The organism is Streptomyces sp. NPDC057694, assembly GCF_042799415.1.
Classification (GTDB): domain Bacteria; phylum Actinomycetota; class Actinomycetes; order Streptomycetales; family Streptomycetaceae; genus Streptomyces.
On sequence record NZ_JBHVIX010000008.1, the window covers coordinates 186,968 to 206,182 of the forward strand.

Here is a 19,215-nt window from a genome sequence, read left to right on the forward strand (position 1 = left end):
AAAACGCCGTAGGCCCCGGAGACGTGATGTCTCCGGGGCCTACGGTTCCGGGTGGGCGATACTGGGTTCGAACCAGTGACCTCTTCGGTGTGAACGAAGCGCTCTCCCACTGAGCTAATCGCCCGGGCGCAGGAAGAACATTACCCCATGTCAGGGGGGTCCGAGACCACCCCGCGCCGCTCTCGATCAGCGCCGGGTCACTCCTTGATGTTCCACGGCATCTCCAGCCCGAACTTCCATACGTAGATCCCCACGAGCACCGCGATGATCACCAGCCCGATGGTGGTCAGGATGATGTTCCGCCGGCGCACCTTCGGGTCGAGCGCCTTCTGCGTGGCCTCCGTGACCTTGCGCTTCGTCCAGCGCAGCACCAGCTGCGCCCAGACGAACTCGGTCGCCCAGATCGCCATGCCCCCGAAGATCACCAGCCAGCCCGGCCCTGGCAGCGGCAGCATGATGATGCCCGCGACGACGACCGCGAGCCCCACCACGAAGACGCCGACCTGCCAGCTCAGATGCAGCGCCCGGCGGGCCTGGATGAACTCCGGCGCCCGCGAGCCCAGCGGCTTCGCCCCCGGCTCGGCCCCGGTCCCGTCGGTGGCGGCGGCCGGGCCGCTCGCCTCGTCACTCCCCGTATTCATACAGCCAAACCTACCGGATTGATTCGCGTCACTGGAATGGCCGTTCCCCTACAAGAAAGACTCGGCCGTACGAGCTACTTAAAGACGCTCAAATCCCTCAGAGGGGTTTACAACGGCACCGTAGGTGGCATGTCGATTTCGCCGACGTGCGAATCCCCGAGCGCACACTGAGCGAAAGGCCCTGGCGCTTATGAACACCACGGTCAGCTGCGAGCTGCACCTGCGCCTCGTTGTGTCGAGCGAGTCCTCACTGCCTGTACCCGCAGGACTGCGGTATGACACGGCCGATCCGTATGCCGTGCACGCCACCTTCCACACCGGAGCCGAGGAGACGGTCGAGTGGGTTTTCGCCCGCGATCTCCTCGCCGAAGGCCTTCACCGGCCGACCGGCACCGGAGACGTCCGAGTCTGGCCGTCCCGCAGCCACGGTCAGGGCGTTGTCTGCATCGCCCTGAGCTCGCCAGAGGGTGAGGCCCTGCTCGAAGCCCCGGCGCGGGCACTCGAGTCCTTCCTGAAGCGAACGGACGCCGCCGTGCCACCCGGCACGGAGCATCGTCACTTCGATCTCGATCAGGAGCTGTCGCACATCCTCGCGGAGAGCTAGCCGCGAGGAGCCCCCGCGCCGGTACCCAGCCGGCGTCAGGCAGTGCGAGGGCGCCCCGTGCCGTCCACTCGGGGAGACGGCACGGGTTCACTCACATCAGGACAGCTTGAGAGCTCCACCGCACGACAACCGCATAGGGCAGAACACCGAGCCGCCGCCGTGGGACCCCCACGGCGGCGGCTCGGATGCGCTCCGGGGCCCTGCCGACAGGTACAGGCGCTAGGCTCGGCCAGCATCGGCGGGCGCAGGCCCGACCCCCAGGCCAGGGAGCGAATCGTGCTGATCACCCACGACACCCGGTGCGCGCTCGACACCGTGGTGGATCTGGTGAACACCGCACCGGACGACGCCGCCGGCACGGCCGACACTCTCACCGATGTCCCCGCGCTCGAAGTCTTCGTACGAAAGAACGACATCAGCGATGTGGGGACGGTCGCGGAGCGTGACCTGCTCGCGGTGCGTGCGGTGCGTGACCGGTTCGCCGGGGTCTTCGCCGCCCCCGATCCGCGCGGAGCCGCGGAGCTGATCAACGAACTGATCGCCGCCGCAGGCACCACCCCGCGCCTGACCGACCACGACGGCTACGACTGGCACGTGCACTACTTCGCGCCCGGTGCGTCCGTCGCGGACCACCTGGCGGCCGACTGCGGCATGGCGCTGGCCTTCTTCGTGGTCGCCGGGGAACAGGAGCGGTTGCGGCGCTGTGACGCGCCGGACTGCCGGCACGCGTTCGTCGACCTCTCCCGCAATCGCTCGCGCCGCTACTGCGACAGCCGCACCTGCGGGAACCGGCTGCACGTGGCCGCGTACCGGGCGCGCCGCAAGGAGGCCGCGGGCTGAGCCCTCGCCGGGTGCGGCTCACAGCAGCAGCAGGTCGTGCAGCGCGGCCAGCAGGAGCAGACAGCCGATCACCGAGAGGAAGATCATCAGTGGCGGCTGGGAGAGCGCGAAGAGGCAGCCGCGCCGGGTGTCGGGGTCAGGGGTCACGGGGACGGGCGGCGAGGCCTCCCGGTCGTTCTCTGCGTTCAGCTGTTCGTCCAGCTGCGGTGTGTCCAGCATCTCGTCGTGATGATGACGCAGACGGGCGACGCATTGGGGCCAACATGCCCTGCAACGCGGGCAGTTCGCCGGATCTTGTGACCACGCACACGATCAGCTGAACGAATCCGATCCGCCTGTCGCACGTACGTTCTTGCCGTACGTGCGTTCAGGCGGATCGACGGCTTCGGCGGCTTCGGCGGCTTCGGCGGGGGACGCTCAGATGCCGTGCTTCTTCAGGATCGCCTCGATGTCGCTGAAGTCGTCGGCCGCGCCGGACTTCGGCTTCGGCTGGGCGACGGGGGCGGGGGCGCGGGTGCTCTGGCCGAGCGAGGGGGCCGACGCGGCCGGGGCGACGGCATCACGCCGCTCCGCCTTGGCCGCCGCCCTGCGCTCCTTGCGGGTGCCGCCGGAGCGGCGCTCGGCTGCGCGCGTCCCCATGAACATCAGCCAGGCCGCGCCGAGCACCCCGAACCCGGCCCACGCGGTCGGGCTGAAGGCGGTGTCCACCACCCACTGCACCGCGCCGGTCATCACCAGGCCCAGCGGGACGAGGGAGTAGGCGGCCAGCCGGGCGGCGGAGAGGAAGCGCTTGCGGTACGCGGTGACCACGGCGATGCCCAGGCCCGCCACGGCAACGGCGGAGCAGACGGTCTCGGCTATCATCCGGTCCTCCTGAGCTGGGGCACATCGGTCGGCATCGGGGCGGTTCGCCCCTTCCATCCTGCACCGTCCGGGGGGCCGGGGGCCACGGCCGGGACGGACCTCAGGGAGATCTCCGGGTCCGTTCTCCTCCGCAGGTCCAGGTTGGGCCCCTGCGGCCCGGCCTGGGAGACTGGGTCCATGAACGCCCCGAACCCGGCTCCCCTCCTCGACGTGTGGTGCGAGCTCCAGTGCCCGGACTGCCGCACGGCCCTGGACGACGTACGCGCCCTGCGGGAGCGCTACGGCGACCGCATCGAGATCCGTCTGCGGCACTTCCCGCTCGACAAGCACCCGCACTCGTTCGCCGGAGCCCAGGCCGCCGAGGAGGCGTTCGCGCAGGGCAAGGGGTGGCCCTACGTGGAGGCCGTGCTCGGCCGGGTCGAGGAGTTCGCCGCGCAGGGCGAGCCGTTCCTCGTCGAGGTGGCGGGCGAACTCGGCCTGGACGCCGAGGAGTTCGACACCGCGCTGATCGACGGCCGGCACATCCTGATCGTCGACGCCGACCAGGCCGAGGGCAAGGTCATCGGCGTGAAGGGCACCCCGACGTACGAGATCGACGGCAAGCTGCTGGACGGCAGCAAGAACCAGGCGGGGCTGCGGGCGCAGATCGAGACGATCGTGGACGGGCTGCTCGGCGCCTAGGGCGTGTGTCGAAAGTCCTGCCGTTCGCCCGGAGGGCGGGCCCCGCGGCGTCTGGTGCGTGCGATCGCAAGGCGCCGGAGCGTCCTCATAGCGGAGCTATGCGGACGTTTCGGCAACGCCGCGAGCGTGCGTGCCAGGCGCCGCGGGGCAGGCAGGACTTTCGACACACGCCCCAGGGCCTTCGGCACACGCCCCGGTCAGAGCAGCTGCTTGTAGAGGTGGTGACGGGTCGGCTGGTAGCCGAGCGACTCGTAGAGCCGCAGGGCCGGGGTGTTGTCCGCGAACACGTTGAGGCCGATCCGGGTGGCGCCCGCCGCGATCGCGTCGGCCTCGGCGTACAGCATCAGGGCCCGGCCGTGGCCTCGTCCCCGGTGCTCGGCGGCCACCTCGACGTCGTAGATGTACGCGCCGTCGGAGCGCTGGGCCAGCCACAGCGTGCCGACCGCCTCCCCGTGGTGCTCCAGGACGCTGATCAGCACGTCCGGGGTCCCGATGCCGTCGGGGAGCAGCGCCGCGTGGTCGCGCTCGGACTTCTCCCTTGCCTCGCGCTCGGTGGCGCCACGCTCGATGACGGTCCGCTCGTAGTGCGCCTTCTCCCTGGTCAGCCAGGGGCCGTACTCGGCCTCCGTCATCCGGCGTCCCGTGCTGCCCGCCGGGAGGTCCGGGGGCTGCCGCGGCAGGGTCTTCGCCATGTTCTGGTTGCGCTCCACGTAGCCGAGCGCGCCGGCGAGCCGCAGCAGGGCCGTGCCGTCCGCCGGGACGGACATCTCCACCCGTCGGCAGTTCCAGCCGCGGGCCACTTCCTCGGCGGCCAGCGCGGCGACGGTGCCACGGCCGCGTCCGCGGTCCGGTTCGTCGATGCGCAGATCGAGGATCTGGGCGACGGAGGGGCCGAAGGCGAGGTGCGTGGCGAGGTGGAGGGTGCCCACGGGGCGGCTGTTCACGCACACCGCGAAACGGCGTGAACGATTCCCCTCGGCGGTGCGCTGAAGCGGCTCGGTCGGCCGCAGGGTCGTGGTCATCACGGGTGTTGTACCCACCCGCGCGGACCGGGCGACAGTGGTTTTACCGGGCGCTCACGGATCGATGTCGTCCGCCGCGCGCTCGTCCCACACCCGCATCGCCTTCGCGGTGACCGGGCCGGGCGCGCCCGGCAGGTCCCGGCCGTCGACCCGGTGCAAGGCCTGGATGTCGCGCAGCGTCGAGGTCAGGAACACCTCGTCGGCCTCGGCGAGCACCGACAGCGGCAGTTCGGTCTCCCGGGCGCCCGTCCACTCGACGGCGAGGGCGCGCGTGATGCCCGCGAGGCAGCCGGAGGCGACCGGCGGGGTGTGGATCTCCCCGTCGAGGACGACGAAGACATTGGACCCCGTGCCCTCGCACAGCTGCCCCACGGTGTTGGCGAACAGCGCCTCGGACGCGCCGTATTCACGGGCGCGGGCGAGCGCGACGACGTTCTCCGCGTACGAGGTGGTCTTCAGGCCGGCGAGGGCGCCCCGCTCGTTCCTGGTCCACGGGACGGTGATCACTGCGGTGGTGTCGGGGCGTCGCGTGGCCTCGCCGAGCGCGACGACGAGGGTCGTCCCGGCCTCCCCGCGGTCCGAGCCGAGCGGCGAGAGGCCGCCGGTGTACGTGATCCGCAGCCGGCCCATCGGCAGGGGGTTGGCCGCGAGCACCGCGGCACAGGCCCGGCGCACCTCGTCGAGGTCCGGCTCGGGCAGGCCGAGGCCGCGTGCGGAGCGGGTGAGCCGGTCGAGGTGGCGGGTGAGCGCGAACGGCGTGCCGTCCACCGACTTCAGCGTCTCGAAGATGCCGTCGCCCACGGTGAGCCCGTGGTCGAAGACGGAGACGCGCGCCTCCTCGGTGTCCTGCAGACGGCCGTCGAGCCAGATCTTCACTAGGGTCCCTCCAACGTGGCCGGACTACGCGTCCGCGTACGTGCCCGACGCTACCGCGAGCAGCCGCGCCGCCTTCAGCTCGGTCTCCCGCCACTCCCCCTCGGGGTCGGAACCCCAGGTGATCCCGGCGCCGGTGCCGAACCGCAGCACGCCCTCGGCCCGGTCGATCCAGAACGTACGGATCCCGACGGCCAGTTCCGCGGTCCCCCGGTCCGCGTCGACCCAGCCGATCCCGCCGCAGTAGGGGCCGCGCGGCGCCGTCTCCAGCGCGTCGATGATCCGCAGCGCGCTGGACTTGGGGGCTCCGGTGACGGAGCCGGGCGGGAAGGTGCCCGCGAGCAGTTCGGGCCAGCCGGCGCCCTCGCGCAGCTCGCCGCGGACCGTGGAGACGAGATGGACGAGGCCCGGGTGCTTCTCGACCGCGCACAGGTCGGGCACGGAGACCGTCCCGGTGGCGCAGACGATGCCCAGGTCGTTGCGGACCAGGTCCACGATCATCACGTTCTCGGCGTGGTCCTTGTCCAGGAGGTCGGCCTCGGTGCGGCCGGTGCCCTTGATGGGGCCGGACTCCACGACCGGGCCGCGGCGGCGCAGGAACAGCTCGGGCGAGGCGGTCGCGATCTCCACCCCGTGCTCCGGGAGCCGGATCGTGCCCGCGTACGGCGCCGGGTTCCCGCGCGCGAGGAGTGCGGTGAGGGCGTCGACATCGGCGTCCGGCGCGACCGGCGCGGACAGCACGCGGCAGAGATTGGCCTGATACACCTCGCCGGTCGCGATGTGGGCGCGTATCCGGCGCACGCCCTCCGTGTACGCGGCGTGGTCGAGGGACGACACCCAGTCCGTCGTGGCGGGCCCGCGCCACGCCCCGGGCCGCGGCGCGGGCACCGGCTCCCTGCGCACCTCGCCGAAGCGGGCGCAGACAAGGCGTCCCTCGAAGTCCGCGGAGACCGCCCAGAAACCCGCCGAGTCCAGGGCCGCGGGATCGTCGGTGACGTCCCGGAGGTCGGTCGCGAGAAGTTCGCCGAAGCGGGCGAGGGGAGGCAGAGAGGAGGAACCGTGCACGGTTTCGAGTCTATGGCGGGTGACCGGGCGGTGACCTGGGGTGGAGGTCCGGTGGTCGCCGCGGTGATCGCTCCGCCGGTCATGCCGGTGATCACCTGGGGGTCGCACCGCAGCACGCTGCGCAAACGCGTTTTGGACCTCCCCCGGGAATCCGCTAGAGTTCAACACGTCGCCGGGACGCGCAAGCGGGCCGGAAAGACACGCGAACGTAGCTCAGTTGGTAGAGCGCAACCTTGCCAAGGTTGAGGTCGCCGGTTCGAACCCGGTCGTTCGCTCGGAATTGGGGGATCTTCCCGAACCCCTGATCACTCCGGGTGGAGTGGCCGAGAGGCGAGGCAACGGCCTGCAAAGCCGTCTACACGGGTTCAAATCCCGTCTCCACCTCCATGCGCGATTAGCTCAGCGGGAGAGCGCTTCCCTGACACGGAAGAGGTCACTGGTTCAATCCCAGTATCGCGCACTGGATCTTCGGACTCCGGTCCGTATCCGATCCGTCCCGCGCGATTAGCTCAGCGGGAGAGCGCTTCCCTGACACGGAAGAGGTCACTGGTTCAATCCCAGTATCGCGCACGCAGCACCTGGTAGTACCCGGCAGTACCCCTCGCGGAGCCTGATAGAGTCTGGTCCGTCCCGCGCGATTAGCTCAGCGGGAGAGCGCTTCCCTGACACGGAAGAGGTCACTGGTTCAATCCCAGTATCGCGCACCAACAAGAAGCCCCCGGTCCTCGTGGCCGGGGGCTTCTTCGTGTGTGTCAGGGCCCGGCGGGCCCTGACACAGGGCTCAGGAGGAGAAGAGCATCCGGCCGAAGCTCTTCTGGTGGTGGCCGTGGTGCCCGTGGTGGCCGCCGTGGTGCGGAGCGCCCCAGGCCGGGGCCGGAGCCGCGGGATACGCCTGTGGGGCCGGCGGAGCCGGTGGGACCTGCTGCTGCCACTGGGACTCCAGGCGGGTCAGCGACTCCAGCTCGCCGTAGTCCAGGAATATCCCGCGGCAACCGCTGCACTGCTCGATCTGGACGCCATTGCGGTTGTAGGTGTGCATCGGTGCGTGACACTTGGGACACTGCATGGTCGGCTCAACTCCTCGCCGGTCGGTGCTGCTTGGCCGGAACACTTCCCGGCTTCCGTCCCCCGCACCCTACTTGGCCGGATCGGTCCCCAACTGGGTCGGCACCGATGCCATTCGGGCACACGCGTCGACGACCGCCTCCTCCACATCGTCGAGCGCCCGGCCCGCGCCGACGGATTTCGCCACGGCGAGCGCCGCCGTCTGCACGGTGAGCGCGCGGGCCGGTACGTCCAGGGCGGGCCAGGGGTCGTCGAGGCACAGCTCCTTGTGCCCGCCCGCGCGTTGGTAGGCGGACAGGAAGCGCGTCCAGTCCTCGGCGGGCAGCAGACCGCAGGCGAACCAGGCGGCGGGGCGGGCCAAGTCCCACGCGGGGTCGCCGAGTCCGAGGTCGTCGATGTCGATGAGGAGCCAGGCCGCCGGGTCGGCCGGGTGGCGGACCAGCTGGCCGAGGTGGAGGTCGCCGTGGCAGAGCGCGCGGGCATGGTCGTACGGGGCTTCGGCGCGGGCCCAGGGCGGCAGGGTGCGCCAGGCCGCGAGGATCGGCCGCGCGGCCGGATGGGCGGGGGCCGCGGCACGGAGGCGGGCCAGCGCGGCGGCCGCCTTGAGGGGGCCGCGCATCGGGGGCAGGCCGGGCGGCAGCCGGTGCGCCGGGGTGGTGTGGAGGCGGGCCAGCAGGGCGCCGACGGCCTCCCAGGGCGCGCGCTCGGGGTGGTCGGGCTCGACCGGGACGCCGTACGGCCAGAACGTGACCAGGCGGTCGTGGAGGGGCGCGGCCGTGGGGTGCAGCGGCGGCAGGAGTACGCCGGTCAGGGCGGGGTGCGCGGCCACGGCGAGGCGGCGGTCGAGCTCGGCGGGGTCCGTGCCGGGGCCGTGGGCCTTCGCGACGGTGTCGCCGTGCCGAACGACGGCGCCGTCTGGGCGGTCCGCGAGCGTGGCCGCGCCGCAGACGCACGGGATGCCGGTGGGATGGGCAGCCGTCCGGGCCTTGGCGCGCAGTGCGGGAAGGACGGGCGTGGAGGTGGTCACGGGATCCCCCGGGTGCGGTGCGTGGTCGCGCCGAGCCTACGGCTCCCGGCCCGGCACCAACCCCGGAACCCCGGAAAAGCAATACTGCGCGCAGCTCCCCAGCTGCGCGCAGTATTTGTGCCGTCCGCCGCACCCCCGTCCCCACGGGGTTTCATGGCCGGATGTCCCCGCCCGGACCGCTCTTCCGGGTCTGGAGGCGCCGCTCAGCGCCCCAGCATCACGCCCACGGACGACGCCTGTGTGACCATCGCGTCCCAGCCGCCGAAGACGACGACGAGCAGGGCCGCGAGAGGGAGGACCATGGCCGTGGCCACCAGCGGGTGGCGCCGGCCGGTGGCGGGACCCCGGAACACGCCTGACAGGCCCGGCAGGCCGAAGACGCCCGTCCGGCCGATCCGCGTGCGGAACGTGGTCGTCCGCGATGCCGTGTCCGCCATGGTCCCTCCCGGTCGAAATCTGTGGATCACTTCATGGATCTTGAACTGCACGGTTCTTCGGTTCTGGCAGCGGCGGGCACCTGACCTCGGGGGACGAGTGCTGCACCCGCCGCTTGACCTCAAATCTATGGGCGCCGCGCGTCCCGGTCGTCATGCCCTCGTACCGATTGCCGGGCCTCCCGGAGGATGACCGCTTCCGGCTCATGTACTCCCCTGGGTGGAGACGGCGGCCCGAAGATCTACGCGGTCTCGGGGTCTTCCCCCAGGGAACGGCCCGTCCGCGCCTCCCGCTCCGCCGCCTCCTCGCGCGGCACCGGCTGCTCGACCAGGGCAAGGACCCGGGTCGCCATGAAGCGCGCGGTGCGCACCACGGAGCCGGACCGGGTGACTTCGCTCACTTCCACGACTCCCCTGCGCACCGCCGTCTCCACTCTTCGACCGGCACGACTGGCCACCACCTCGTACGTGCGAGTCGTGTCCCCGGCGTCCACCACTATCTCGACGCGATCACCCTTCATGGACTCAATCCCCCTTCTGCGACAGGTGGTTGGGATTTCGGACGGTATGGATCCGCCCCGCTCCCGCGTTCCCTGACCACTTTTCAATTCTCCCACCCGGCACTGACAATCGAATCTGCCGTGAGGGCGCGGCCTCTGCGCGCAGCCGGGCGCGGAAACGTAAGCTGTGGCTCGTCAGACGGACCGGGCAGCAGCGGGGATGGACATGGCGATGATGCGCCTGAGGCGCGAGGACCCGCGCGTCGTCGGCTCGTTCAGGCTTCACAGACGGCTCGGGGCCGGTGGGATGGGCGTCGTCTATCTCGGCTCCGACCGGCGCGGGCAGCGGGTCGCGCTCAAGGTGATCAGGCCGGATCTGGCGGAGGATCAGGAGTTCCGGTCGCGGTTCGCGCGCGAGGTGTCCGCCGCACGGAGGATCCGGGGCGGCTGCACGGCGCGCCTGGTGGCCGCCGATCTGGAGGCCGACCGTCCGTGGTTCGCCACGCAGTACGTGCCCGGTCCCTCGCTGCACGACAAGGTGGCCGAGGAGGGCCCGTTGGCCGCGGCCGATGTCGCCGCCGTGGGCGCCGCGCTGTCGGAGGGGCTCGTCGCCGTGCACGAGGCGGGGGTCGTCCACCGGGACCTCAAGCCGTCCAACATCCTGCTGTCCCCGAAGGGGCCGCGGATCATCGACTTCGGCATCGCGTGGGCGACCGGGGCCTCGACGCTGACGCATGTGGGGACCGCGGTCGGCTCCCCCGGCTTCCTGGCGCCCGAACAGGTGCGCGGGGCAACGGTCACGCCGGCCACCGACGTGTTCGCCCTCGGGGCCACGCTCGCGTACTCCGCCATGGGCGACTCGCCCTTCGGGCACGGCAGTTCCGAGGTCATGCTCTATCGCGTGGTGCACGAGGAGGCGCAGCTGCACGGGGTGCCGGACGCGCTGGCGCCGCTGCTGCGCGCGTGCCTGGCCAAGGATCCCGAGGAGCGGCCCAGCACGCTGCAACTGTCGCTGCGGCTCAAGGAGATCGCGGCCCGTGAGGCCCAGGGGCTCGGTGAGGCGCGGCCGCCGTCGCAGCGGATGGCCGAGCAGGACCGGCCGACCGGGCGGCTCGCCTCCCCCTACGACGAGCACGACTCCCACGAGCAGCAGCGCACCCAGCGGCGTACCCAGCCGGGCACGCCCACTCCTCGGCCCAGCAACGGCCGGACCGGCGGCGGCTCGCGCAACAGCACGTCCCGGCCGGGCGGCAGGCCCGCGCCGCGCAGTGGCGCCGGGCGCCCCGCGCCGCGGACGAACGGGACGGGGACGGGCAAGCGGCTGCGGCCCGCGAATCCGCGGCTTCTGGGACAGCGGCTCTTCGTGTTCGTGGTCGTGACACTGCTCGTGGCGCTGGCCATCGCGGCCATGCAGGGCTGCCAGGGGCCGTCGCGCGGCCTGGGCGACCTCGGCGTGCCGCACGCGAGTGCGACGCAGACGGCGCCCGCCGCCGACCGGGAGAGCTGAGCGCTCGGATCAGAGTTCGGGGCGGCCGGTCGCCACGGCGTAGAACGCGACCGCGGCCGCCGCTCCGACGTTCAGCGAGTCCACTCCGTGGGCCATCGGGATGCGCACCCATTCGTCGGCGGCCATGAGGGCCTTGGTCGTCAGGCCGTCGCCCTCGGCGCCGAGCATCAGGGCGACGCGGTCCATCCGGTGCGGGGCGACCTCGTCCAGGGACTTCGCCCGCTCGGCCGGGGTGAGTGCCAGCAGGCTGAAGCCCGCCTCGCGGACCGACATCAGCGACTTCGGCCAGGTCTCCAGGCGGGCGTACGGCACCGAGAAGACCGCGCCCATGGACACCTTCACCGAGCGGCGGTACAGCGGGTCCGCGCAGTCCGGGGAGAGCAGGACGGCGTCCATGCCGAGCGCCGCCGCCGAGCGGAAGATCGCGCCGATGTTGGTGTGGTCGTTCACCGACTCCATGATCACGACGCGGCGTGCGGTGGTGAGCAGGTCCTCGGCCGTGGGCAGCGGCTTGCGCTGCATGGAGGCGAGGGCGCCGCGGTGCACGTGGTAGCCGGTGACCTGTTCGGCCAGGTCGGGGGCGACCGCGTAGACCGGGGCCGGGACCTCGTCGATGACGTCGCGCATGACGTCGACCCACTTGGCGGAGAGCAGCATCGAGCGCATCTCGTAGCCGGCGAGCTTGGCCCTGCGGATGACTTTCTCGCCCTCGGCGATGAACAGGCCCTCGGCCGGTTCGCGCTTGCGGCGCAGCTCCACGTCGGTCAGGCCCGTGTAGTCGCGCAGGCGCGGGTCGTCGGGGTCCTCGATGGTGATGAGACCTTTGGGTTCAGCCACGGGTCGATACTGCCTTGTTCTTGTGGTGGTGCCAACGGCCCGGTACGAGTTCGGTTACCGCTGGTTACTGGTTGCGGTCGCTTACGGCCGGCGGTCGGGGCTCTCGCGGACGACCGCGCCGACGACGATGACCGCCGGGGGCTTCACGCCCTGCGCGACGGCCGTCTCGCCGACCGTGGCGAGGGTCGCGTCGACGCGGCGCTGGGCGGCCGTCGTGCCCTCCTGGACGAGGGCGACGGGGGTGTCGGCCGGCTTTCCGTGCGCGATCAAGGCCTCGGCGATCTTCCCGATCTTGTCGACGCCCATGAGGATCACGAGGGTGCCGGTCAGCCTGGCCATCGCGGACCAGTCGACGAGGGAGCGCTCGTCGTCGGGGGCCACATGTCCGCTGACCACGGTGAACTCGTGGGCGACGCCGCGGTGCGTGACCGGGATGCCGGCCGCGCCGGGGACCGAGATCGAGCTGGAGATGCCGGGGACGATGGTGACCGGGATGCCCTCGGCCGCGAGGGCCTGGGCCTCCTCCATGCCGCGGCCGAAGACGTAGGGGTCGCCGCCCTTGAGGCGGACGACGGCCTTGCCCTGCTTGGCGTGGTCGATGAGGGCCTGGTTGATGGCTTCCTGGACCATCTGACGGCCGTACGGGATCTTCGCCGCGTCGATGACCTCGACGTGCGGCGGGAGTTCGTCGAGCAGGTCGCGCGGGCCGAGCCGGTCGGCGATGACGACGTCGGCCTCGGCGAGCAGCCGGCGGCCGCGGACCGTGATCAGGTCGGGGTCGCCGGGGCCGCCGCCGACCAGGGCGACGCCCGGGGTGCGGGCGCGCTCCGCGGTGACCGTGCCGTCGCGCAGGGCCTCGACCAGCGCGTCGCGTATCGCGGCCGTGCGGCGCGGGTCGCGGTCGGCGGCCTCGGTGGACAGCACCGCGACGGTCACGCCCTCGGTGCGGCCGGTCGCCGGGGTCCAGGCGGTGGCCGCCTCGGCGTCGTCGGAGCGGACGCACCAGATGCGGTGGCGCTCCGCTTCGGCCGATGCCAGGTCGTTCGCCGCGCGGTCGGCCGTCGCCACGAGGACGTACCAGGCGGCGGCCAGGTCGCCCTCCTCGTAGCGGCGGCGGGTCCAGGTGATCTCGCCCGCGTCCGCCATGGCCTCGACCGAGGGGGTCGCGGACGGGGAGATGAGGGTGATGTCCGCGCCTGCCGCTATCAGCGCGGGCAGCCTGCGCTGGGCCACCTGGCCGCCGCCGATCACTATCGTCCTGCGGTTCGTCAGGCGGAGGCCGACGGGGTATGCGGGGTGCTGGGGGGACGGCATGTCGTGCGGCTCCTGGGCGGCGGCTCGGTGGGCTGCGACTTTGGAGCCCTGTGACGTGCAGGTTCTTGTGGGTCAGCTTATGCCGGGGTCGCTCGGGCAGTCACCCTGCGCCGTGGGGCTGTGCCCACCCGTTCCATCCCCCACTGCCTTAAGGGCGTGGGAGGGGCCCCCAGGCGGAACGCCTGCCCACAGCGGTGGGGCGGTGGGGTAACGCCTGCCCGCAGCCGGGTGGGCCGGGGCAGGCGTTCCTGTAGCGCGGCCTACTTTTCGGTGACGCCCGCCGAGTCGAACGTCGCCACCTCGTGCATCGCCCGGGCCGCGCTCTGCACGATCGGCAGGGCGAGGAGGGCGCCGGTGCCCTCGCCGAGGCGGAGGTCGAGGTCGACCAGGGGGCGCAGGCCCAGCTTGTTCAGGGCCGCGACATGGCCGGGTTCGGCGCTGCGGTGGCCCGCGATGCAGGCGGCCAGCACCTCGGGGGCGATGGCGCGGGCGACCAGGGCGGCCGCTCCGGCACTGACGCCGTCCAGGATGACCGGCGTGCGCAGCGAGGCACCGCCGAGGAGCAGGCCGACCAGGGCCGCGTGCTCCAGGCCGCCGACCGCCGCGAGGACGCCGATCGGGTCCGCCGGGTCGGGCCGGTGGACGTCGAGGGCGCGGCGCACGACCTCGATCTTGCGGGAGTGGGTCTCGTCGTTGATACCGGTACCGCGGCCGGTGACCTCGGCCGGGTCCACCTCGGTGTAGACCGAGATGAGGGCGGCGGACGCCGTGGTGTTGGCGATGCCCATCTCGCCGGTGAGCAGCGCCTTGTTGCCGGCCGCGACCAAGTCACGGGCCGTCTCGATGCCGACCTCGATGGCCGCCTTGACCTCTTCGCGGCTCAGGGCGGGACCGGTCGTCATGTCGGCGGTGCCGGCTCTGACCTTGCGGGGCAACAGGCCGGGCGTTGCCGGGAGTTCACTGGCGACGCCCACGTCGATGACACAGACCTCGGCGCCGACCTGGTTCGCGAACGCGTTGCAGACCGCGCCGCCGCCCAGGAAGTTCGCGACCATCTGGCCGGTGACCTCCTGCGGCCACGGGGTGACGCCCTGGGCGTGCACGCCGTGGTCGCCCGCGAAGATCGCGACGGCCGCGGGCTCCGGGATTGGCGGCGGGCACATCCGGGACAGGCCGGACAGCTGCGCGGAGATGATCTCCAGCATGCCGAGCGCCCCGGCGGGCTTCGTCATGCGCTTCTGCCGCTCCCAGGCCTCGCCGAGCGCCTTGGCGTCCAGCGGGCGGATGTTGGAGACGGTCTCGGCGAGCAGGTCGTGCGGGTCCTCGCCGGGCAGGGCGCGACGCCCGTACGTCTCCTCGTGCACGACCCAGGACAGCGGGCGGCGCTTGGACCAGCCCGCCTGCATCAGCTCGGGCTCCTCCGGGAACTCGTCGACGTAGCCGACACAGAGGTAGGCCACGACTTCGAGGTGGTCGGGCAGGCCGAGCGTGCGGACCATCTCGCGCTCGTCGAAGAACGAGACCCAGCCGACGCCCAGGCCCTCGGCGCGGGCGGCGAGCCACAGGTTCTCGACCGCGAGCGCGGAGGAGTACGGGGCCATCTGCGGCTGGGTGTGCCGGCCGAGGGTGTGGCGGCCGCCGCGGGTCGGGTCGGCGGTGACCACGATGTTCACCGGGGTGTCGAGGATGGCCTCGATCTTCAGTTCCTTGAACTGCTTCGCGCGCCCCTTGGGCAGGGACTTCGCGTACGCGTCCTTCTGCCGCATGGCCAGCTCGTGCATCGTGCGCCGGGTCTCGGCGGAGCGGATGACGACGAAGTCCCAGGGCTGGGAGTGGCCGACGGAGGGCGCCGTGTGGGCCGCCTCCAGGACGCGGAGCAGCACCTCGTGCGGGATGGGGTCGCCGCGGAAGCCGTTGCGGATGTCGCGGCGCTCGCGCATCACGCGCAGCACGGCCTCGCGCTCGGCGTCGTCGTAGCCGGGGGCCGCGGTGCCGACCTGCTCCGGCTCCCCCGCCTCCCGCACGGGCTCCGCCTCGGGCAGGGGCTCCGCCTCGGGCGCCGGCTGCGTCTCCTCGACGGCCTGCACCTCCTGGAGGGCCTGTGCTTCCTGGGCAGGCTGCACTTCCTGGACGGCCTGTACGTCTTGGACAGCCGGTACTTCCTGGACGGGCTCCGGGGCGACCTCGATCAGCTCCGGCTCCTCGTCGGCGACGGGCTCCTGCGCCACGACCGGCTCGGGCACGGGTACCGCGGCGGGGCCGCCGTCACGCGGCGCGGGCACCGCGGCCGCGACCTCGATCTGCTCGGGCTCGTCGGCGAACTCGGGCTGCTCGGCGACCGGGGCCTCGGCGGCGGGCGCCGGCTCCTCGGCCTCGGGCTGCTGGACCGGCTGCGGCTGCTCCTGGAGCGGCTCGGCCGGTACGGGGTCCATCGCGACCGGCGCCTCGGGCACGGGCTGCGGCTCGGGCTCCGGCGCCACCACGGGCTCGGGAGCGGGCTGCTCGGCGACGGGCTCCGGCGGCTCGACCTGCTGCGGGACCTGCTCGGCCTCGGCGAACTGCGCGACCGGCTCGGGCTGCGCGATCTGCTCGGGCGGCGCGACCGGCTCGGTCGTCGGCTCAGCGGCGGGCTCCGGCATCGGCGGCACCGTCATGGCGTGCGGCGGCGTCGGCGCCAGATGCGGTGTCGTGGGCACGAAGCCCTCGACGGGCACGAACTGGCCGAGCGGCTGCTGCCCGGCCTCCTGCGGCATGCCGTACGGGTCGGCGTGGCCGGGCTGCTCGGCCTGGCCGGCGTAAGCACCGACCGGGGCGGGCTCGGGGACCGGCGCGAACTGCGCCGCGGCGGCCGGGTCCTGCGGGACCGCGTACGCCTCCGGAACGACCGTTTCTGCGGCGATCTGCGGCATTTCGAACCCCGGCTGCGGCTGCGCGTCCGCGGGCTCCCACGGCGCGACGCCCTGCGGCGGGATGTCGAGGTATTCGGGGCCCGTGGTGGGCGGACCCGTCTGCCGTACGGGCATCGGGTTGGCCGGGGTCTGCTGCGCGGGGCCGCGGTCGGCGAGCGAGCGCACGGTGCCGCCGGTCTCGGGCATGGGCGGGCCCATGTGCAGCGGGCGGCGGGCGGGGCCCTGGTTCACGGCGGCGGCAGCGGCGGGCTGGTTCTGCAGGTGCATGCCGCCCATGTCGTGGTGCCCGCTGTCGCGGCCGGCCATCTCGTGCGGTCCCGGCTCGTGCGCCAGGGGGGCGCCGGGCGCCGGGGCGTACTGCGCCTGCGGCGCGGGCATCGGGGCCTGCGTGTCGTACGGCTGGCCCCAGGCGCCCTGGGAACCCGGCATCAGGAGGAGTTCGTCGTCCTCGGCGGTGGCTTCGGCGGGATCGAGGTAGGTGTATGCACCCGGGGCGGGAACGCCCGGCTGCTCCACCGCGCCTGCGTTCTCCGGCAGCCCCTCGCCCGGAACCTGACCGGTGTCGGTCATGCCTACCCCTCGCCCATCGATGAGAACTTGCCGGCCGCCCCGGGCCCGTGGCCCGGTGAGCAACCCCCTTGACCGGAGCGGCGCGTCAACCGCCCGTCATGATGAACGAGCGTGCGCGCCGCGCGGCACGAACCGCCCCGGACAACAGGCATTGTCCCGGTCGGACCGCGGCCACGGAACGTAGATCACCCATGGCCTTCTGTGGACTGCGCCACGTTGCGCGTCCTCCGGTCGGCGCCGTACCACAGGACGCCCCAAAGCTGGCGCGTTTTCCGGACATTGACCGACGAACTGTCGGACACTCCGGCGCAGTACAACGATCGGCCAGCCTACAGCGCGTACTGGGCCGTCAGGGTCACGGGTGGCGGTCCGGCAGGCGTCCGGACAGGAGGAATCCCACAGTCCGCTCCTTCTCGGTCCAGACACGAGTGTCCAGTTCGACGGATTGCAGAAGGGCGCACTCGACGTCGTAACCGTGCTCCGTCAGGTCCCTGCCGATGAGTTCGGCCTCGTCGCGTGTCGCCGCGTGCGAGACGATCCGCGCGGGGCGGCGGTCGGCGACCGCGGAGACGACCGGCGCTCCCCCGCCGCCGACGCGGACGACGTCGGGCTCGGGCAGGTCCTCCAGGACGTGCGGGGCGGTGCCGTGCACGATCTGTGCCTGCACGCCGAAGTTGCGGGCGGCCGCCAGCGTGCGGGCGCAGGCGTCCGCGTCGCGGTCCACGGCGATGACGGCGGCGCCGAACCGGGCGGCCTCCGCGGTGAACGCGCCGCTGCCGCAGCCGATGTCCCACACCAGGTCGCCGGTCCTCGGCCCCAGGCGGGCGAGTTGGGCCGCGCGCAGAAGTTCGGTCTCGCCCTCGCCGAAGGGGCCGTCGTACTCCGCGGCGGGCAGCGCCCAGCCGCGGGGGGCGGGGGTCGCTTCCCTGGCGTCGCCGCCGGCGAGCCAGCCGCCGTTCTCGGAGACCGCGCCGGTGACCGTGCCACCGATGACGATGACGACGTTGGGGTCGCGCCAGGTGTGGTCGGCCGCCTTGTCGGAGGTGACGACGGTGACCTGTTCGCGGTCGGTGCCCAGTTCCTCGCAGATGACGAAGGTGCGGTGGACGCCTTCGATGAGCAGGCCGAGTTCGGCGGGTCCGGCGCCGGGCGAGGTGAGGACCGCCACCTTGGTGTGGGCCCGGCACACGTTCACCGCGCGGCGCAGCGTGCGGCGGTGTGCGACGACCACTTGGGCGTCGTCCCAGGGCATCCCGGCGCGGGCGAAGGCCTGGGCGACGGAGGAGACGGCGGGGACGACCTCGACCTCCAGGCCGTACTCGGGGGCGCGCAGGGTGCGCACGACACCGAAGAAGCCGGGGTCGCCGTCGGCGAGGACGACGGCGGTGCCGCGGTGTCCCGTGATCCGGCGGGCGGCGAGCGAGACGCTGCCGAGGCGGATGCGCTCGGCGCGCTCGGGCACCTCGGGCAGCGCCAGGTGGTGGGCGGCGCCGGCCACGAGGGTGGCCGCGCCGAGTGCGGAACGGGCTGCCGCGGTCAGGGGCGAGCCGTCCCAGCCGATCACCGTGACCCGGTCGGCCATCGTTGTCAGTCTCCAGGGAGGGGGGTGCGGATGCGTACGGGAGAGGGAACCGCCGATGGGCAGCGCCGGGCGGGGCACCGTGAGCGTACCTGCTGGATCTGGCCGCTGCCTGTGGGCAGGTTCCGGTCCGGGCCGCTTCCCGTCGGGACTCTCTCCCTCACGGACCGCTTCCCGGTTGTGTCAGTTCCAGTCGGAGAACGCGGTGAAACCGCCGGCTTCGGCGAGCTGCTCGGTGACTCCCTCGATGTCCTCGGGGAGCAGGCTCCACACGATGAAGTCGGTGCGGACGTCGGCCCAGGTGCCGTCCTCGGTGCGGGTACGCGCTATGCACGCGCTCCGCAGCACGCCCTCGCTGATGCAGCCGATCTTCTGGGCGACCTGCTGGGAGGCGGTGTTGTCGGCGGCGGTGCGCAGTTCGATGCGCTCCATGCCCTGGTCGCGGAAGAGCCACTGGGCGGTGGCGAGCGCGGCCTCGGAGGCGTAGCCCTCGCCGCGGGCCCAGGGGGCGACGATGTACGACAGCTCGGTGGACCGCACGTGCCAGTTGGTCTTGGAGAGCTGGATGATGCCGACCAGGCGCTGGGTCAGGAACTCGGTGACGGCCAGGTCGAGTCCGGTGCCGGCCGTGCGCTCGCGCGGGGCGTACTCCTTGATCCAGGTCCGCGCGCCGTCCTCGGTGAACGGCTGCGGCACCGACGTCCAGGCGGCGACCAGCTCGTCGTTCATCATCTCGGTCAGGGCGGGGACGTCGTCCTCGTCGAGCGCACGCAGCACCAAGCGCTCCGTGCTGATGGAGATCTCGGGGAAGAGGTTCGTCATGCGCCGCTCCGTAACCTTGTGGCCGCCTGTCGTCCCTCGTGTCGGCCGGGTGAAGTGCCCA

Annotated in this window: 19 protein-coding genes and 6 tRNA genes; 9 read left to right on the forward strand and 16 right to left on the reverse strand. The window is 72.5% G+C overall.

The genetic code is table 11. The features are described 5' to 3' along the window. Positions 1 to 52: 52 nt before the first annotated feature. Together ACFVDP_RS20155 and ACFVDP_RS20160 are read right to left on the reverse strand one after the other, a co-directional pair. A tRNA-Val gene (locus tag ACFVDP_RS20155) sits at positions 53 to 124 on the reverse strand. A gap of 73 nt (positions 125 to 197) precedes the next feature. After that, positions 198 to 641, reverse strand: coding sequence for a TIGR02611 family protein (locus tag ACFVDP_RS20160; protein WP_383491259.1), 444 nt, complete (start codon positions 639 to 641; stop codon positions 198 to 200). A 190-nt stretch (positions 642 to 831) separates the two neighbouring features. Between ACFVDP_RS20160 and ACFVDP_RS20165 the strand changes: the two genes are divergently transcribed. Both ACFVDP_RS20165 and ACFVDP_RS20170 read left to right on the forward strand, forming a co-directional pair. After that, complete coding sequence (locus tag ACFVDP_RS20165) at positions 832 to 1,245, forward strand: SsgA family sporulation/cell division regulator (protein WP_004002642.1); 414 nt, start codon at positions 832 to 834, stop codon at positions 1,243 to 1,245. Positions 1,246 to 1,521: 276 nt separating this feature from the next. Then, entirely contained in the window at positions 1,522 to 2,085 is a 564-nt protein-coding gene (locus tag ACFVDP_RS20170) for a CGNR zinc finger domain-containing protein (protein WP_383491261.1), read from the forward strand. An 18-nt stretch (positions 2,086 to 2,103) separates the two neighbouring features. Here the strand turns inward: ACFVDP_RS20170 and ACFVDP_RS20175 are convergent, their stop codons facing one another. Both ACFVDP_RS20175 and ACFVDP_RS20180 read right to left on the reverse strand, forming a co-directional pair. Continuing rightward, positions 2,104 to 2,304: a hypothetical protein gene (locus tag ACFVDP_RS20175; RefSeq protein ID WP_383491263.1), complete on the reverse strand. Its 201-nt coding sequence runs from the start codon at positions 2,302 to 2,304 to the stop codon at positions 2,104 to 2,106. Positions 2,305 to 2,502: 198 nt separating this feature from the next. Beyond that, positions 2,503 to 2,949 (reverse strand): hypothetical protein, encoded by a 447-nt coding sequence (locus tag ACFVDP_RS20180; RefSeq protein WP_383491265.1) that lies wholly within the window; start codon positions 2,947 to 2,949, stop codon positions 2,503 to 2,505. A 177-nt stretch (positions 2,950 to 3,126) separates the two neighbouring features. On the opposite strand from ACFVDP_RS20180, the gene ACFVDP_RS20185 reads away from it, so the two are divergent. Beyond that, a complete protein-coding gene (locus ACFVDP_RS20185) occupies positions 3,127 to 3,630 on the forward strand; it encodes a DsbA family protein (protein ID WP_383491267.1) in 504 nt (167 codons plus the stop codon). A gap of 197 nt (positions 3,631 to 3,827) precedes the next feature. On the opposite strand, the gene ACFVDP_RS20190 is transcribed toward ACFVDP_RS20185, so the two are convergent. From ACFVDP_RS20190 to ACFVDP_RS20200, 3 genes are read right to left on the reverse strand one after another with little or no spacing between them, the layout of a single operon-like run. After that, positions 3,828 to 4,652, reverse strand: coding sequence for a GNAT family N-acetyltransferase (locus ACFVDP_RS20190; protein ID WP_383491269.1), 825 nt, complete (start codon positions 4,650 to 4,652; stop codon positions 3,828 to 3,830). A gap of 54 nt (positions 4,653 to 4,706) precedes the next feature. Further along, entirely contained in the window at positions 4,707 to 5,528 is an 822-nt protein-coding gene (locus tag ACFVDP_RS20195; protein ID WP_383491271.1) for an aminotransferase class IV, read from the reverse strand. Positions 5,529 to 5,552: 24 nt separating this feature from the next. Next, positions 5,553 to 6,590 (reverse strand): chorismate-binding protein, encoded by a 1,038-nt coding sequence (locus ACFVDP_RS20200; RefSeq protein ID WP_383491273.1) that lies wholly within the window; start codon positions 6,588 to 6,590, stop codon positions 5,553 to 5,555. 202 nt (positions 6,591 to 6,792) lie between these two features. Between ACFVDP_RS20200 and ACFVDP_RS20205 the strand changes: the two genes are divergently transcribed. The 5 genes from ACFVDP_RS20205 to ACFVDP_RS20225 all read left to right on the forward strand — a co-directional run bounded on the left by ACFVDP_RS20205 (position 6,793) and on the right by ACFVDP_RS20225 (position 7,297). Continuing rightward, positions 6,793 to 6,865: transfer RNA gene (locus tag ACFVDP_RS20205), tRNA-Gly, on the forward strand. Between the two features lie 38 nt (positions 6,866 to 6,903). Beyond that, positions 6,904 to 6,977, forward strand: a tRNA-Cys gene (locus tag ACFVDP_RS20210). Between the two features lies 1 nt (position 6,978). Beyond that, positions 6,979 to 7,050, forward strand: a tRNA-Val gene (locus ACFVDP_RS20215). 38 nt (positions 7,051 to 7,088) lie between these two features. After that, a tRNA-Val gene (locus ACFVDP_RS20220) sits at positions 7,089 to 7,160 on the forward strand. Positions 7,161 to 7,222: 62 nt separating this feature from the next. Beyond that, positions 7,223 to 7,297, forward strand: a tRNA-Val gene (locus ACFVDP_RS20225). A 74-nt stretch (positions 7,298 to 7,371) separates the two neighbouring features. Here the strand turns inward: ACFVDP_RS20225 and ACFVDP_RS20230 are convergent. The 4 genes from ACFVDP_RS20230 to ACFVDP_RS20245 all read right to left on the reverse strand — a co-directional run bounded on the left by ACFVDP_RS20230 (position 7,372) and on the right by ACFVDP_RS20245 (position 9,637). Further along, a complete protein-coding gene (locus tag ACFVDP_RS20230; protein WP_361545211.1) occupies positions 7,372 to 7,656 on the reverse strand; it encodes a zf-TFIIB domain-containing protein in 285 nt (94 codons plus the stop codon). A 69-nt stretch (positions 7,657 to 7,725) separates the two neighbouring features. Then, entirely contained in the window at positions 7,726 to 8,682 is a 957-nt protein-coding gene (locus ACFVDP_RS20235) for a phosphotransferase family protein (RefSeq protein WP_383491276.1), read from the reverse strand. Between the two features lie 203 nt (positions 8,683 to 8,885). Then, positions 8,886 to 9,119 (reverse strand): hypothetical protein, encoded by a 234-nt coding sequence (locus ACFVDP_RS20240; protein ID WP_383491278.1) that lies wholly within the window; start codon positions 9,117 to 9,119, stop codon positions 8,886 to 8,888. A 239-nt stretch (positions 9,120 to 9,358) separates the two neighbouring features. After that, positions 9,359 to 9,637 carry a hypothetical protein gene (locus tag ACFVDP_RS20245; protein ID WP_353941394.1) on the reverse strand — a complete coding sequence of 93 codons (279 nt, stop codon included), beginning with the start codon at positions 9,635 to 9,637 and terminating at the stop codon, positions 9,359 to 9,361. Between the two features lie 199 nt (positions 9,638 to 9,836). On the opposite strand from ACFVDP_RS20245, the gene ACFVDP_RS20250 reads away from it, so the two are divergent. Further along, on the forward strand, positions 9,837 to 11,123 hold the full coding sequence (locus ACFVDP_RS20250) for a serine/threonine-protein kinase (RefSeq protein ID WP_383491497.1): 1,287 nt from the start codon (positions 9,837 to 9,839) through the stop codon (positions 11,121 to 11,123). 9 nt (positions 11,124 to 11,132) lie between these two features. On the opposite strand, the gene ACFVDP_RS20255 is transcribed toward ACFVDP_RS20250, so the two are convergent. The 5 genes from ACFVDP_RS20255 to ACFVDP_RS20275 all read right to left on the reverse strand — a co-directional run bounded on the left by ACFVDP_RS20255 (position 11,133) and on the right by ACFVDP_RS20275 (position 19,154). Beyond that, on the reverse strand, positions 11,133 to 11,960 hold the full coding sequence (locus ACFVDP_RS20255; RefSeq protein ID WP_351446019.1) for an RNA methyltransferase: 828 nt from the start codon (positions 11,958 to 11,960) through the stop codon (positions 11,133 to 11,135). Positions 11,961 to 12,041: 81 nt separating this feature from the next. After that, positions 12,042 to 13,274 (reverse strand): uroporphyrinogen-III C-methyltransferase, encoded by a 1,233-nt coding sequence (cobA, locus tag ACFVDP_RS20260; protein WP_383491280.1) that lies wholly within the window; start codon positions 13,272 to 13,274, stop codon positions 12,042 to 12,044. 260 nt (positions 13,275 to 13,534) lie between these two features. Continuing rightward, entirely contained in the window at positions 13,535 to 16,753 is a 3,219-nt protein-coding gene (cobT, locus tag ACFVDP_RS20265) for a nicotinate-nucleotide--dimethylbenzimidazole phosphoribosyltransferase (protein WP_383491282.1), read from the reverse strand. A gap of 355 nt (positions 16,754 to 17,108) precedes the next feature. Continuing rightward, entirely contained in the window at positions 17,109 to 18,335 is a 1,227-nt protein-coding gene (gene cbiE / locus ACFVDP_RS20270) for a precorrin-6y C5,15-methyltransferase (decarboxylating) subunit CbiE (protein ID WP_383491284.1), read from the reverse strand. A 180-nt stretch (positions 18,336 to 18,515) separates the two neighbouring features. Continuing rightward, positions 18,516 to 19,154, reverse strand: coding sequence for a GNAT family N-acetyltransferase (locus ACFVDP_RS20275; RefSeq protein WP_383491286.1), 639 nt, complete (start codon positions 19,152 to 19,154; stop codon positions 18,516 to 18,518). Positions 19,155 to 19,215 lie beyond the last annotated feature (61 nt).